Source organism: Nitrospiraceae bacterium (assembly GCA_020632595.1).
GTDB lineage: Bacteria > Nitrospirota > Nitrospiria > Nitrospirales > UBA8639 > Nitrospira_E.
On sequence record JACKFF010000004.1, the window covers coordinates 211,820 to 226,655 of the forward strand.

Genomic DNA, 14,836 nt, shown 5'->3' on the forward strand with positions numbered 1-14,836 from the left:
TTCCTTGGCGGATGCTACACAAGTCCTGGCCAGCTATAGTTTAGGTGAATCGCCTTGGCCTCATCGATAATGGCCGGCTGGGTTTGTAGTCGGGCTGAAATCGTCACAACTTTGGAAGCGCCAGACCCTGTAAGCTGATAAAGAAACCAGGGAACAGTGCCCGCCCCGCTCTGAACCACAGAATCCACAAGCCACTGAACAGCCGTTCCTGAACTGTGCCGAATGGTCGCCCGAAATAATTGTTGGGTGTTGCTCTGATCGATATAGGCGTTATCATGACCTTGAGGGTAATAGAGATACGCCTGTTTGGGGAAAACTTCAAGAATTGGTTGAGGAAGCGGCTCTGGTCCATTTCCCATCAACGTGACAAAGGCATAGGCTTTCCGAAAAGGGCTTTCTGCCGCTGTGGCAATAATGATGTCGGTTGTCCCGTGAGAAAGACTGCCTTTCGGTGGAGCAAGATATAAGCCGGTTGGATCAATCGAACCAGCCCCGGGATTTCCTGCAGGATCCTGAACAGCCCAATTCACCTTGCTGCTCATCCCGTTATACACCGAAGCGTGAAACCGGACCTGGGTATTCACAGGATCGGCATATCGTTCATCGCGAAAATACACTTCAGCGCTGGCCGGCCAGACCTCCACTTCGATTTGATGCTGACAGACGACCTGATGGTAGACCTGGTAAGTCGAATGGGAGTGACGGCATGGTGCAGGATGAACTGACACGGTCAGACCTTTCTCAATCACATTCTCACGCTGACAGCTACATCGTGTCGACGTGTTCCTCAAAATCATCGTCCGGGAGATCAACGGAGCAATTGGCAATCTTCCCGAACAGCTTGCCATTGAAACTTAACTTTGATTTACATCCAACCTTCCCCTCCAGTTGCGTGGTGATACCTTTTGTGCCCAGGACCCCGGCTAATTGCACATTGGCCCCTTCAACAGCGACAGTAAATGGAGAAAGTTTAATCCCAAAACTGCCAATCGAAGCCACCGTATGGATTCCACCCGCACGCCGAAGAAAGGGAATCGACAGGTTGATCGGGATCTCCCCTACCCGTACCGAGATTGAACTCACCTGTGCCACCAACGATCCTTTGGCCTTCGTGGCAAAGGCGATTGGTTCGGTTTTGGCCTGGACAGAAAAATCCGGGCAACTCTCCATACCCAGGTGCCCCTTGAAATTCACGTTGCCTCCTCCTGTCCCGTTTGCTGAGCCGTCATCCCATCCGGATAGACCCGCTCGGCCAGATCACTACACATCGCATCAATCCGTTCATTCAATTTTTCAAACCCCTTCAAGGATTGACAAATTTCTTCACAGTTCTCCCCTTCAATCTCAAACGAGACAAAGGGACCGAGTTTAATTCGAAGGACCATATTGGCCGCCATTCTATCACCTTTGGTAAAAAATGAAACCGGGGTGCCCAAATAAGGGCGTTCCCTTCAATACCTTGCTTCTCCTGAATTTGACGTGGCCATTCTCACCCTTGATTATTTCGACTTCCTTGAATCCTGGCGACGCACCGGACGCTTGCCGTTTCCATTCCCGGCTTTCATCGTTCCGGTCCCATTGGCCTTCTTTTTCGCCAGTCCGTGACCATTCGTCTGCACGTGACCATTAACCGGCTTGTCGTGCACCTGACTTAGGTTTCTATCCGCCTCGCGCAGGAATTTCACCATCTGATCCATAGAATGCAACATCACTTCAAGCGTGTCTTTTTGTTGTCGATCAAGGTTTTGATATAAATTTTCAAGTTTTCGTTCAAGTTCCTGTCCGTCGCTGGAAGTGCGATATTCTTTGCCACGTTCCCGCAAAACACTTCCGAACTGATCCAGAATGGAGATCACACCAAATAAAATATCCAACGTTACGTCCTGTGATTCCCGGCCATGAGGATAGGGGTGCGGACGGCAATGGGAACAGGCCAGGAACTGTTCATCTCTTCCCATGCTCCATCTGGCAAAAAGCGCCGACCGGGAATCGTCAGCAATATTCGAACATTCCCGGCGATGAAGTTTCCCATAAACCGGATCGAATTGATACGGGGCCATGGCTGCTTCGGCTTGGCCATCAATACGTAACAGGGGGCGCGCATCGCTGACCTTTCCTTGAGACCGCAGCTCCTGAAGGGCAATCGCAAACATATCACCCCAATACACTTCTGTGGTTCCTGTTGTATCCTCAGGAGAACGTCCCATATTTCTCTGTGCGCCTGACCACCGGGCCTCCTCTTTTATGCACCTGTGCCTCCCTGAAAATAGGATCAACCGGAGACACCACTTCCATCACAGTCGAGGTGATACCGCCTGGGAGCTTAATCATAGACCGCCCAGGCCAACTCTCGATGCGTTTTTTGCAGACGATGCTTTTTGAGACGGGTTGCAAAATATTTGGTCAAAAAGGCAATCAGCAAATCCCGCCCTGAGCCTTCCGGTAGCCCCTGCCGCAAACGGGCAATATGCCCTTGAAAGATCCGACGAAGAGTGCGTTCGGGGTCGGCAACCTGATTGAGGTAAGTCAACCGATGATAATGCAAGTCTGAATAGCAATCCCCGTGATCATCGATATGCATGATCAAGGAGCCTGCGAGAAAGATCATACTTACATAATGCAGCGGAACCGCTGGGACTAAAAATCCCGTGAGAACTAAAATCGCATGGCCGCTTCGGTTCCTGGCGCTTTCCCGTAAGATTCGCAATTGTTCCCGGCGGGGACGTGAGCGAATGCTCTCCGGATCAGAACGGAAGGCCACATCCCGTTTTTGTGCCTGAAAGAGCAACAGTATGGCTTGCCGAAGGAGAGGATCCAAGACGTCCCGTTCAGCAAATAACCGCGCAATAATCACATAAAACAGTTTTTCTCGATCCGTCTGAATTTCAAACCAGCCCTTGGTCAACAGATCGTCCATCCGATCAATATAGGAATTGGCAACATCCAATCCAAAGTCATCAATAAAGCTATCCGCAAGAAAACAACATCCGCCGAACAAACTGCCGATCATTTGCCGACGCGCATCATAGGGGAACCCGGCAATCTCCGCACAGGCATGGCCCACAACAGTCATTTTGGCACTCAATTCCATCATCTTCCGGTATTCATCCTGCCGTTGGTTAAACAGGTCGGGATAATACTCCAGCACTAACGGCTTCAGAGAGACCACCACCTGTTTGCGATAAAAACTGAACAATTGATCAAGAGGCGTATGGAGGGATTGGGACGCATACATGGGAAAAAATTCTCGTCGGAACGAATGGGTTCCTATTATAAAGCGTTGAAACCAAACTTTAAATATTACCCAATGAATCCTGACAAAAAAGTTCAGAATTAAAACAAGCGTATAATCCAACTAATGCAACGGTTATGCCTTTAGGCAGTCATGCCAGTGTGGATAACTGTAAACGGAGCCGGATTCGTGTTTCATCCCAAATCTCCACCAAATGAAAGGCTTGTATCAGAATTCTGGCAACAGCGGACCCCACTGAAAAAAACTCGTGGGATTAGTGTGCGAACGGCGTAGGCATTCAACTTCACCGCACTAATGCATGCGTCAACGGCATATTTGATATCTCATAAAAGCTGAGATACCTTGCGATAAAAAACAATCGGAGGGTTGCATGTTGTCAAATAATTAGAAGATAGGGATAGGCCAGAGTTCAGCATTGACGAGAAGGGCTGTCATCCTAGCTAGAACTTATTCCGGCTTGACCGCTGGATTTTTTTCAGCGTCTGTAAAACCATGCAGCTGAGCCCTGGTATCTAGCTCGTGAGCTTTTCGCCCGCCTCTCGCCGTGCGGCATTCCCCCAAATCTCCGTGTACCAGGAGGCGGGCCATTTGAACGCAGCGTTCTACCAAGGCCATCGCGCCCTCCCGGAGTGATCGGGACTTCTGCACATAGCGCATATTATTTTGCATGTCCTCCGCACTCCATCCCCGGGAATGGGCAATGTAGGGAAACTGCGGAAACTGCACACCGATTTCGGCGAAAAATCCGAGTAGTTGCCCGGCCACGGCCTGAATATTATCCTGCCCGCCGGTAATGATAAACCCGCCGACTTTATTCTGAAGCAGATGGGTATCTGAAATCGTTTCTTGATTCTGAATGCAGTTCATCCGCTCAACCATCTTGAAATAAAGGCTGCTTGCGGCCCCCCATCGAATGGGAGTGGCCAGTACCAGGACATCAGCCCAATGGACCAGCCCTTCGTAGACCTGGTCCATCTCATCTTGGGGATCCATCTGCGTAATCGAACAGGGCCAGGTACAAGCCCGTGATGATTTGGAATAAAAACCTTCACAGGGGCGAAAGGACAGATCCCGAAGACGCAACAACCGCGTTTCACATTCTAAATTGTCCGAGGCATGCGTCAGCCCGACTTCAAGCAAATCATCTGAAGTACTGTAGCGCGGATGACCAGGCGTCATGACCGTCGTGGAAAGTCCCAGAACCCGGATCGGACCGTCCTCCCTGCGGGGAGGTCGAGCAAGCGGATGGGGTTCATGTGCTTGACGCGTTCGTTTCGAAATCGGCGTGGATCGAATCAAGACCCGCCCGTTCTTTACTTTCACGTCATAGGCCGGCACTGCATCTTCTTCATACCCGGGCTCCCCTTTACCGGTCTGATAATGAAACTTCCAATAATGCCAGGGACAGACGACGTACTCTCCCTCCAATGTGCCTTCACCCAACGGCCCGCCCACATGGTTGCACGCGCCATTGATCGCTCCGAACTGCTCATTGCAGTAAGTTAACGCCACTGGTGTTCGTCCGATCAGCACTTGCTGCACCGGCTGATGTTTCAACTCGTCTGCACCACCGACATCGACCCAGGTTTCATCGGGCATGCGAGCTCCTCGGTTAGATTATCCCGTCCATTTTTTACAGTAAAAATGTCATGGTCAACAACTGGAGAGAGCGTGCAATCCTATTGCGGAGGAGCAGCTCTGCCTTTCGGATCCTCTACGATTAACGTTCCGCCCATAATCGGATGGATTTGACAGTGGTATGAATAGCGGCCAGGGGGTAGCCCTGGGAGGGTATACGTCTTTCCGGGTGCGACCTTCCCGGAATCAAACAGACACGGTTTTTCTGTTCCACAATCATCATGCTGGACGGTATGAGGAGATGCGGTCGCATTAATCCATTGAATGGGAACATCGGCCCAGACGACGGCTTCATGCGGATAATAATAGGGAGGGAAATGTTCCATCCGGATTGGTTCATTTATTAATTCAGCCGCTACCAAAAGGTTGCTCATCAAAAACAAACTTATACAGATGATAAAATGAATCTTTTTCAGAATTCTATCTCCTTTTTGTGAAGTGGCAGAATTGTCGCCTTTGTACTCACATGTTACCAAAGCTCAAAAGGGTAGCAAAAATGATCGCAACCCTCCGAACTCCATCATGGTTTAGTGACATGGCCGATACTTTTGAGGGACTGGTGCAGTCTTATAGAAAGAGAACATCTACGAGCACGGCACAAATGGAGATAGTGGATAAGGCAATCGCCGCAAGGCTAAGTTTCAAGGTGCGCTGCTGATTGGATGTGGCCACTGAGGCGGCCTGTTCGATGGCCGCAACGGTGCGTTGCAATTGTTCGGCGAGTTCTTTGACATGTGTGGCATTTTGGGAGGCAGCTGCTTGTAATTCGCTGATCTGTTGTTGCAATAGATGTGCTTGATCCGTGGTAGGAGCAGCGCCTTTTTTAGTAAATGCGGGTGCGGTGGCCGAAATAATTGTTCCGATATGTGGAAGAACGGCTTTCAGTGCCGGAATAAGCCATGTTGCCATAGAAATGCCTCACAACAATAAAGATCAGTTGGGTCGAACGAAGTCCCAATAGCAATATGCTGAAAATGTAGCCATTTGTCAAAGACATGGCGATGAAGCTTATGAGACGTCCAAAAACAGAATCGGGAGGGACGCGCAGAGTTACGGTGGGGCACCCATCCACTGCGGGATACGTAAGGCCTCCATGACGAATTCAGTCGATAACGCAGCTAGAATCATTCCCATGACCCGAACCAATATCGAAGCCCCGTTCATCCCGATCACCTTGAGTATGGGAGTGGCTGCGAGCATACAGACCAGTGTTACGGCCAGTATGCTTAAAAGAATGGCCGCTGTGGTCGCTTGGGTAGGAATGGAATACACATGGTTATCCGTTAACAGGATGACAGCCAATATCGCCCCCGGAGTCGCGATAGACGGCACGGCTAGCGGAAAGACGGCGATATCGTGGCCGGGCTCCTCGGTCGTCTGGTTGCTGGTGACCCCGCTTCCAAAAACCATTTGAAGACCGAATAAAAACAGGATGACTCCTCCGGCCACTTGCAAAGACAGGAGCCGGATGCCCATGGCTGAAAGCAGAACCTGACCGATGACAATCGCCCCCAGGAGTATGGCTGCGCTGTATAAGATGGCTTTCCATGCGGTTTTTTTGCGCTGCTTTTGGTCCAATTTACTGGTAATCGCGGTAAAAATGGCCAATGTCCCGATCGGGTCTATTGTGGTCCACAAGATCAAGGCATCCCGGATAAACTTCTCAGTCATATGAATGTCCTTTTTCCGTGCTCAACGTACATTTCAATTTTTGACTATCACACAAAGAGCCAATGAAGCGCAGGCTTACCCTTTCCGCACCATTGCTTGACAGGTCATCAAGTCTTACTTCTTCACAAAGAGATAAATGGCCAAACCCATGAGCAGGACCGCAAAGATTTTCTTGAACAATTCTGTGGGGACACCTTCAACAAGGCGTGCACCGATTTGTGCCCCAATGATTCCGCCCAGGCCGAGCAGGAGGCCATATTTGTAATCCACATGAGCCATCCTCCCGTGGGCAATTAAGGCCGAGACCGCAATCACCAGGATTCCGACGAATGAGGTGCCAACGGCTTTTTGTGCGGTGAAACCGAGAAATAAGAGCAGAGGGACCATCAGGAATCCGCCACCGAGCCCGGTGAAGGCGGCGCCCATACCCACAAATACCCCGCTCGCGATAATAGCTAACGATGTACCATCCATGTAAACTTTCCTTTTCGATCTTGTGTGGAACCAAAGAATCAACGGTAACAATGAACTGCGCAGTTGGCTGCCAACTGCGTATTCAATTCGAACAGGTGATGTGCAAAACCCCTTTTCGCCTTCCTTCAATCCAGTAACCATGGCTCTGATAAAGTGGAAACAAGGGTGCACATGGAATGCGTATCAAGAAATTCAACCGTGCCTGGGCGATATCCCTAGAAAGAAACCACCGTATTCACGTAAAATTGACCCACACAACGAGCTGTAATTTGAAAGTTTTCGAGTTTCAATAATACCCCACTCCACCGTTAAGCGATATCTCAAAATAAATTCACTCTCTTAATCGAAACGAGGCTTTCATGACTTCTCCTGAATATGACTCTCCCCAACCGGTTTCAATGGCTCAATTGGCCGATGCCCATCTTCTTTACCAAAAGAGCGTGCAAAGCCCTGAAGTGGATATACCGTTCCTCACCGAATATTTCGAGGGATATACCAACACTTCGCTACGCCATTTTCGGGAGGATTTCTGCGGAACTGCGTTGTTATCCTCCCATTTCGTGACCCGGCATCCCGACAATCATGCCTTGGGCATCGACTTGGATTGGCCCACGCTGAATTGGGGTATCAAACACAACGTTGCTCATCTGACTCCCCAGCAACAGCAGCGCCTCACATTGGTGAATGACAATGTCTTGAACGTCCAACACCCTCTCTCGCAACTCACCGTCGCCATGAATTTTAGTTATATGGTGTTCCGTGATCGTCCGACTCTTTTACAATATTTCAGGAATGCCAGGCGGTCGCTTCAGCCCGGCGGGTTGTTTGTGCTGGATATCTGGGGAGGCAGCGAAACGCAGGTGGAGCAAGAGGAGCATCGAGACATCGACAATCCCGCTGACGACGGCATTGGCGATTTCATCTTCGTTTGGGATCAGGATGTCTTTGAACCCTCCACGTATTTCTGTACAACCCGGATTCATTTTCTCTTCCGCGATGGCAGTGAGCTTCGTAATGCCTTTGTCTATGATTGGCGCTTGTGGACGATTCCCGAAGTCACGGAACTCCTGCAAGAGGCCGGTTTTGAAGACGTGCACTTTCTCTGGGAAGGCCTCGATGCAGAAGCGAATGAAGGGACCGGTACGTATCATCGCGTCGAGAAAGGTGATTCCGACCCCTCATGGATTGCCTATGTGGTCGGAAAGAATCCGGAATAAGGGATGGTGTTCCAACTTAATCTAAGACCTCATATCTCCAGATCAATCTTTGCAACCGGAACAACCGCTGCCGGGGATGTTTCCGAAAAAATTGACATATTCATTTCATTTGTCCCCCATCTTTTTCGAGCCGGCACCACGTAACTATGGCGCTTTCCCTTTCTGAATGTGAGTCCATTGTCAGGGAATTACGCAAGGCTCTGGTCGGAGGATTCGTCCAGAAAATCCACCAACCCCGGGACTTGACCTTAACCCTCGATATTCGCGCCCAGGGACAGACCAGCCACTTACTTGTGTGCGTGGAGCCCCGGTTTGCCCGCCTGCATCTGACTTCTCAAAAGTTTGAGAATCCGCCGACTCCCCCACCCTTTTGTGCCTTTCTGCGTTCTCATGTGGAGGGTGGACGCATTGCGGAGGTCAGCCAAGAGCCGGGAGACCGGATTGTGTGTATCACAATAGCAAAAGCCGGGCAGATGTCTGTTTTGGTGATTGCGTTGACCGGCAATCAGGCGAATGTGCATGTCCTCAATGAGAAAAAACTGGTCTTGAGATCCTTACGGGATTCCCGTGTGAAGGTGGGAGAGCGCTATACGCCCCCAACGTTGAGGCCGGTGTCTTCCCAGGAAGCTCTCCCTCCTTCCGCCATGGATAGTCTCGTCCCTCAGGACGAGATTGTTATCACCCGGGAGGGGAAAATTCGTGAACCGCTTTCTGAAGCTGCCACTCAAGAAACAGGTACCTTTGGCGAAATGTTCCCGGTGTCGTCGGAACTGGAAACCCGATATGGGCAGCGTGAAGAGGAGGAAGGCCGGGATACCATCCTTGAACAGCAACTGTCGCAGGTTCGAAAAGCACTCAAACATGCCAAACGAAAAATCCAGGCGTTACAGGAAGATTTCAAAAAGACCGAGCGGTTTCGGGAATATGCCCGGTATGGAGAACTATTGAAGAGTCATCTCCATGAGATCAAAAAGGGACAAGAGACCATCACCATAATTGATTATTATGATCCGGCCCTGCCTACCCTGACGCTCCCTCTTGACCCCGCTAAAGATGGGGTATGGAATATGGAAGATTACTTTCGGAAATATCATAAATACATCGGGGCTCAGGAACATCTCCAACCCCGTGTGAACGAGGCCCACAAGGAGGTGGCCCGATTGGAGGGGAAATTGGCTCAGTTGGAACAAGGGATTGTGGATCCTGAAGGTTTACCAAGAACGAAGAAAAAAACAGATCCCTCGATTCCCCAGGGGACGCGGGCATCCAAAGGCCGACCGGCTCCAGCCCAGGGCTACCGGACCTATACCTCTGCCGATGGGCTTCCTATTTTAGTTGGGAAAACGGCAAAGGATAATGATCATCTAACATTGAAGGTCGCCAATCCGGATGATCTCTGGCTTCATGCGCGAGGGACACCGGGTTCGCACGTGGTTGTCCGGTTGGAAAAAGGGGCCACGGTACCTCCAGAGACATTAAAGGATGCGGCGACGTTGACCCTGTGGTTTAGTGATTTGCGGAAAAGCGGGAAAGGCGAAGTGATCTATACACTCCGAAAGTTTGTGAAGAAAGCCAAAGGCTTCAAACCCGGCGCCGTGACGGTCGAAAGGGAAAAGTCGATCTGGATTGAACTCAAAGAAGACCGATTACAACGCCTCAAAGGTCTCCCTTCCTAAAACCAGCCCTCAGTCTGCTCACGTTAGATGCATTATGAAGAAACAGGAATGGGGCTCAAAGGAAAGGAGTCGAGCTATTCCTGAAAATCCGGGCTATACCCACTCGGATTCTAACTCAGGAAGTTACAATCTGATGTTCCTGGATTATTGAAAGAAGTGCGAAGGAAGCGAGAGCTTGACGTTGAAGGACGAGTTCGTATGAACCCCATCTTGACGATAGAATTCGAGAGATCCGTTGAGTCCAACCACGAGAACTTCCTGAATGCCAGAAGCAAGATAGACTTGGACTTTATAGTTGATTTCGACCTGCCGATTTCCAGGTGATAGGACCTCAACGATGAAATCCGGAGCACGAACTAATCCCTCTTCGATGGTCACGACCTGCCACTTTTCTTCAGGCATCCAGACAATATCAGGTACCCGAATGCCTGCTGATGTGGTGAGGACCGCAACCTCAGGGACCGCTTTCCCGCCAAGCTGTGCGCGCAGTTGATAGGCAATCTCTGCGCAAATAACCTGGCGACGGTTGCTTGGCTTTGGACTCATGATCAGTTCTCCATGTTCGGTGAGCTCATACCAATCTGGAAGCTGATCATTCTGCGCGAGGTCAGCCCAAACCTGAGATAATTCTTCTGATGAGAGAACAGTGGCAATATTCGACATTTGGTTCATTTTAGGAATCTCCTTTCATCCTGTCAATGAATCTAAGACCGCATAAAAAGCCAATTACTACCTTAACGTTCCCTCTTAAATCCTTTTAAGGACGGGGTTTAGAATATGGAAGACTACTTTCTGCTACCGAACGTATATGTCTGCCGATGGGCTTCCTATTTTAGTTGGGAAAACGGCAAAGGATAATGATCATCTAACATTGAAGGTCGCCAATCCGGATGATCTCTGGCTTCATGCGCGAGGGACACCGGGTTCGCACGTGGTTGTCCGGTTGGAAAAAGGGGCTACGGTGCCTCCGGAGACATTAAAGGATGCGGCGACGTTGACCCTGTGGTTTAGTGACTTGTGAAAGAGCGGGAAAGGCGAAGTGTTTTACACGTTACGGAAATTCGTCAGGAAAGGCAAAGGCTTCAAACCTGGTTCCGTGACGGTGGAGAGGGAGAAGTCGCTCTGGATTGAAGTAAAAGAAGACCGATTGAATCGGTTGAAAGGCGGCACCAAATAGGATGTTCATTGGTTGGTAAAAATTAAATGAGGATGCCGATGCGGTAACTGACTAGACGACGGGATCTGGCGTTATTGAAAACGAATTAGGTGAGTTGGTTACTGGGGGAGTAAATTCACGAGCGGATGAATGTGGCGAATGTCGTCCATTAGTGGCTCAAGGAACAAAAGCAGGGGAACCTTCACTGGATACAGAGGGGGGGCCAGCGTCCGACGCATGATCATTCAGGAGCTGATCGATGATGGTTTGAAATTTCACCAGCGGTTGGGCACCACGGATGATCGTACCGGTTATAGAATCTCCAGAACCACTTTTTCCGACAAAGAAGGATGGGGTTCCTCTAATCCCGGCAGCGCCGCCCTCATCAATGTCCCTCTGAATAGCCACTTGGTATTTCCCGCTATCTAAGCATTCCTCGAACGTCGCGGAATTCAGTCCGAGTTCCTGCGCATAGTGTTTCAACGAGGAAACCATGAGATCATCCTGCTTTTCAAACAACATATCATGCATCTCCCAGTACTTATTGGATTCCCCTGCGCAGTGGGCGCTTTCATGAGCCTTTTCTGCCTGTTGATGAATACTGGTCAAAGGAAAATCTCTGAATACATACCGAACTTTTCCTGTATCGATATACTCACGTTTAAGTACAGGAAATACCGTTAACGAATACCGTCGACAAAAAGGGCATTGATAGTCTGAGAATTCCACGATCGTGACCGGCGCATCGACTTCCCCCAGAACCGCACCCCCGGTCACACCCACCGTGCCTGTACTTTTCTCCGGTCTTTGCCGTTTTGTCGCACTCTGAAGGATACTCTTGATTTCAGCAAGATCTTTCTTCACCTGCTCCATATCCTCGCGAAGGGCCCGGACATCTTCTTCAACAACGGCCCGGCCCGATCCAGGGTTGATCAAGAGCACACCTACACACACCAGCAGGCCGATCAGTCCTGAGAGGAGTCGGCAATTTCCTCCTGGTCTGTTCTCCGGTTTTTCAATTTCCTGAATTCGTCGATTCATGACCACCTTTCCAGAACTTTCAAATAATTGCCCATTCGGCACGCAGCCTGCCGTGCGAGGTTCATCACGCTCCACATCGATCAACACTTGCTCGCAAAGAGAAGGTAACAAATCACGGGCTGAAGATCGAGGGATTCCATGACATTGTTCAACACAGATTGCACAACCACGGGAAAGCGATTTCCACCAGAATTTTCTTGACTTTTCCGGTCGACCGATCAAAAATCTTCGGGTTTGTTTTGAGCAGGTAGATGAAATTAGAGGAAAGGATCACATCAAATGCCTTGACCAATCGCAAGTAAACGGAAATGGACCAACAGGAAAAGCCTGGTAGGTGTACAGACGCCCGCATCGGATCCGCAGACAACGAATCCGTTTAAAGCAATACAGGCTGTAGAGGGACCATCAAGAAAGTGGTCCACAAAGACCGGAAGCCTTTCGATTCGCCAGAGTTTGTGGCTTACAAATGTCCTGAATGGAGGTTGATCATGAAACACATCACCAGTCTAGCCTTGCATTGGCGGGAAGCGGGCCACTTACTCTTCGGCTTGAGTATGCTTTTGGTTTTCATGCCGGCGATTGGCAATGATCTCTTTGCCGGCGACAGGGATCGCCGTGACGGGTTTTCTTCAAAAACCAATCCTAGCAACTATGGGCATCGATATAGTAAGTCGATCCTCCGTGGCGTGAAACTCAGTGATGTGTATACGTTCAATGATAAGGAAACCACAGATTTTGGTCCGGCTTATGCGAATTTCTGGACGTCCACGGCGAATTTTCTGCAATGTACTCCGCCATCAGGCAGACCTTTTTCTTATGCCCTGTGCTATTACTCAGGCCCAGATGCCCCGACAGGGAATAGTGATGAAAACCCGTCTTTGCCCTGCACGCTTTCCCCGGATGGAACATTGGCCTATTGCACGTGTTTCGAAATATCTACTGACGAGGTATCTCCTAAGATGCCTTACCTTGTGGATATTCATGCCATTTCCAATCTGGATATCTATCAGGAGACGGTTGAAGCTTGCGGAGAACAAGGAGCGGAATGTTTGAATAGCAGAAGAATTCCACCGGTATGTGAAGCGATCAATACCAATTTACTGGTTCCCGGCGCCGACCTGATATCCGTGTATTCAGAACGGTATAAACCCAATTACGTCAGCATGGGAGAAGACACTTCGACAGAGTGTACAGATAGAGAGGATCAGGGGGTCTATGCGGGTTGCATGACAGCGCCTTGCTACCGCACGGGCTTACAGGATGCGGCTGGCCGTAACCTCGTGGAGTGCAAATGCCCGGTCTATGATGGACCGTTCCAAATTGGTCAAGGAGACCAAAGTTGCAACGCCAACGACCCGCCTCCCGTCACCACCCCCTCCCGTACCCAAAAGCGGCATGGTCGAGGCGACAATGTCTGGTCGGCAGCGTATAACCCTGCCGGTGGCCCTATCATCCTTTCCGACCTCCCCTGCATACCTGATTTACCAGGGGATAGTGGTTGCCCTCTGTATGAAGCAGGAAAAGACTACAACATTGAGTTTGATGGGGCGCTTTGTCAAAGCGTCTGCGGTTATTATGGATCAAGCAACGCAAATAATCCCAATGATCCCGACATTCAGTTAGGCTATTCCTGCGATGCGACACTCTGCACCACGGTGGGTATCGGACAGGACGGCCCTCCGCCGGACCATCAAACCGAGGCACAGTTATTGGAAGAGGCCTGCAGCGGCATCCAGAATATGAATGGCTTGACAGAAATCACGTTGGTCGAGGCGCTGGCCGGATGTAGTTGCTGTGCCAGTCAAATCTGTGGATGCAATAATATCAACGCCCAGACAAATGGGGCGATCGTGAACCTTAATGCCGAACAAACAGGAGCCGGCATTATGACCCAATGCGTTATCAATAATACCCTCTGTGGGGCACCTTAGGCATTCTTTGTTATGCTCCCTACACCAAAAACTATCGAATCTCTGGCCTCTGCCAAACGCCTCCGGTTTAGAAAAATCGGAGTTGGCCCATCACTCTAAGAATGAGGAAGTAAAGCAGATGACCCGAATAAAGAACGTGCGATGGATCATGATTTGTTGGCTGATTTTGAGTGTATCCGGCTGCGCCATACCCTCAAAGAAGGCTACGGATCCCCTGACACCCACCGAGCAATTGTTATTCAGCTCAGCGATCAACAAAGGCCTGAAGAATTATGATGTGAGCATTCTCAAGGGTGCATCCATACTCCTGACCGCTTCAGATCTGAGGGTGGACCAGAGTTTAAACGGCGATGTCATCAATCAGCATATGAGGCAGGTCGTTGCCGGTTGGCTAGGAAAACAGGGAGTGATCATTCGGGAAGAGGAAGAGGATGCGACGTACCGTGTGCATTTAATCGTTGAGTCTATCGGGACAACCCAAAACGCGAGGTTGTTGGGGCTACCGGCCACCCAGGCAACGATATTTCCCATAGCCACACCCGAATTGGCATTCTATAAACGCGTGCAGAGCCAGGGCTATGTGCGATTTTATTTTGATATTTTCGAAAGAGCATCCGGACGTTTTGTGCTCTCAACCGAGCCGCAGGTAGGATCGGTGACGCAAACTGTCTATACGGCATTTTTCTTTTTCAACTGGAGAAAAACCGACATGGAGGCCTCCCCGCCGATATTTGAAAATAATTAGATAACAATTGGGGGTTCGGCCAATCTCACAACCA

At 50.0% G+C, this 14,836-nt stretch carries 17 protein-coding genes; 5 read left to right on the plus strand and 12 right to left on the minus strand.

Annotated features, from left to right (window positions below; genetic code table 11):
- Positions 1-14 precede the first annotated feature (14 nt).
- The 10 genes from H6750_10115 to H6750_10160 form a co-directional block, all read right to left on the minus strand.
- The gene (locus tag H6750_10115; protein ID MCB9774663.1) at positions 15-728 is read right to left on the minus strand and encodes a hypothetical protein; all 714 of its coding nucleotides are present in this window, start codon (positions 726-728) and stop codon (positions 15-17) included.
- Between the two features lie 37 nt (positions 729-765).
- Positions 766-1,194 (minus strand): hypothetical protein, encoded by a 429-nt coding sequence (locus H6750_10120; protein ID MCB9774664.1) that lies wholly within the window; start codon positions 1,192-1,194, stop codon positions 766-768.
- On the minus strand, positions 1,191-1,397 hold the full coding sequence (locus H6750_10125; protein ID MCB9774665.1) for a hypothetical protein: 207 nt from the start codon (positions 1,395-1,397) through the stop codon (positions 1,191-1,193). The genes H6750_10120 and H6750_10125 overlap by 4 nt, the downstream gene beginning before the upstream one ends.
- 102 nt (positions 1,398-1,499) lie before the next feature.
- Positions 1,500-2,207 (minus strand): hypothetical protein, encoded by a 708-nt coding sequence (locus tag H6750_10130; protein ID MCB9774666.1) that lies wholly within the window; start codon positions 2,205-2,207, stop codon positions 1,500-1,502.
- A 116-nt stretch (positions 2,208-2,323) separates the two neighbouring features.
- Complete coding sequence (locus H6750_10135) at positions 2,324-3,235, minus strand: hypothetical protein (protein MCB9774667.1); 912 nt, start codon at positions 3,233-3,235, stop codon at positions 2,324-2,326.
- Between the two features lie 465 nt (positions 3,236-3,700).
- Entirely contained in the window at positions 3,701-4,852 is a 1,152-nt protein-coding gene (locus tag H6750_10140) for an NAD(P)H-dependent oxidoreductase (protein MCB9774668.1), read from the minus strand.
- An 80-nt stretch (positions 4,853-4,932) separates the two neighbouring features.
- Positions 4,933-5,265, minus strand: coding sequence for a cupredoxin domain-containing protein (locus tag H6750_10145; GenBank protein ID MCB9774669.1), 333 nt, complete (start codon positions 5,263-5,265; stop codon positions 4,933-4,935).
- 193 nt (positions 5,266-5,458) lie between these two features.
- Positions 5,459-5,800, minus strand: coding sequence for a hypothetical protein (locus H6750_10150; GenBank protein MCB9774670.1), 342 nt, complete (start codon positions 5,798-5,800; stop codon positions 5,459-5,461).
- Positions 5,801-5,941: 141 nt separating this feature from the next.
- On the minus strand, positions 5,942-6,562 hold the full coding sequence (locus tag H6750_10155) for a MarC family protein (GenBank protein ID MCB9774671.1): 621 nt from the start codon (positions 6,560-6,562) through the stop codon (positions 5,942-5,944).
- A 114-nt stretch (positions 6,563-6,676) separates the two neighbouring features.
- The gene (locus H6750_10160; protein ID MCB9774672.1) at positions 6,677-7,036 is read right to left on the minus strand and encodes a sulfite exporter TauE/SafE family protein; all 360 of its coding nucleotides are present in this window, start codon (positions 7,034-7,036) and stop codon (positions 6,677-6,679) included.
- A gap of 359 nt (positions 7,037-7,395) precedes the next feature.
- Between H6750_10160 and H6750_10165 the strand changes: the two genes are divergently transcribed.
- Both H6750_10165 and H6750_10170 read left to right on the plus strand, forming a co-directional pair.
- Entirely contained in the window at positions 7,396-8,253 is an 858-nt protein-coding gene (locus tag H6750_10165; GenBank protein ID MCB9774673.1) for a class I SAM-dependent methyltransferase, read from the plus strand.
- Positions 8,254-8,399: 146 nt separating this feature from the next.
- Positions 8,400-9,929 (plus strand): NFACT family protein, encoded by a 1,530-nt coding sequence (locus H6750_10170; protein MCB9774674.1) that lies wholly within the window; start codon positions 8,400-8,402, stop codon positions 9,927-9,929.
- A 144-nt stretch (positions 9,930-10,073) separates the two neighbouring features.
- On the opposite strand, the gene H6750_10175 is transcribed toward H6750_10170, so the two are convergent.
- Positions 10,074-10,601 carry a Uma2 family endonuclease gene (locus H6750_10175; GenBank protein MCB9774675.1) on the minus strand — a complete coding sequence of 176 codons (528 nt, stop codon included), beginning with the start codon at positions 10,599-10,601 and terminating at the stop codon, positions 10,074-10,076.
- A 136-nt stretch (positions 10,602-10,737) separates the two neighbouring features.
- Here H6750_10175 and H6750_10180 point away from each other — a divergent pair, with 136 nt between their 5' ends.
- Entirely contained in the window at positions 10,738-10,950 is a 213-nt protein-coding gene (locus tag H6750_10180; protein ID MCB9774676.1) for a DUF814 domain-containing protein, read from the plus strand.
- Positions 10,951-11,262: 312 nt separating this feature from the next.
- Here H6750_10180 and H6750_10185 read toward each other — a convergent pair whose 3' ends face one another.
- The gene (locus tag H6750_10185; GenBank protein ID MCB9774677.1) at positions 11,263-12,126 is read right to left on the minus strand and encodes a DsbA family protein; all 864 of its coding nucleotides are present in this window, start codon (positions 12,124-12,126) and stop codon (positions 11,263-11,265) included.
- Between the two features lie 488 nt (positions 12,127-12,614).
- On the opposite strand from H6750_10185, the gene H6750_10190 reads away from it, so the two are divergent.
- Complete coding sequence (locus H6750_10190; protein MCB9774678.1) at positions 12,615-14,057, plus strand: hypothetical protein; 1,443 nt, start codon at positions 12,615-12,617, stop codon at positions 14,055-14,057.
- Between the two features lie 118 nt (positions 14,058-14,175).
- Positions 14,176-14,802, plus strand: a complete 627-nt coding sequence (locus tag H6750_10195) for a hypothetical protein (protein ID MCB9774679.1) — start codon at positions 14,176-14,178, stop codon at positions 14,800-14,802.
- The last annotated feature ends 34 nt before the right edge of the window (positions 14,803-14,836 follow it).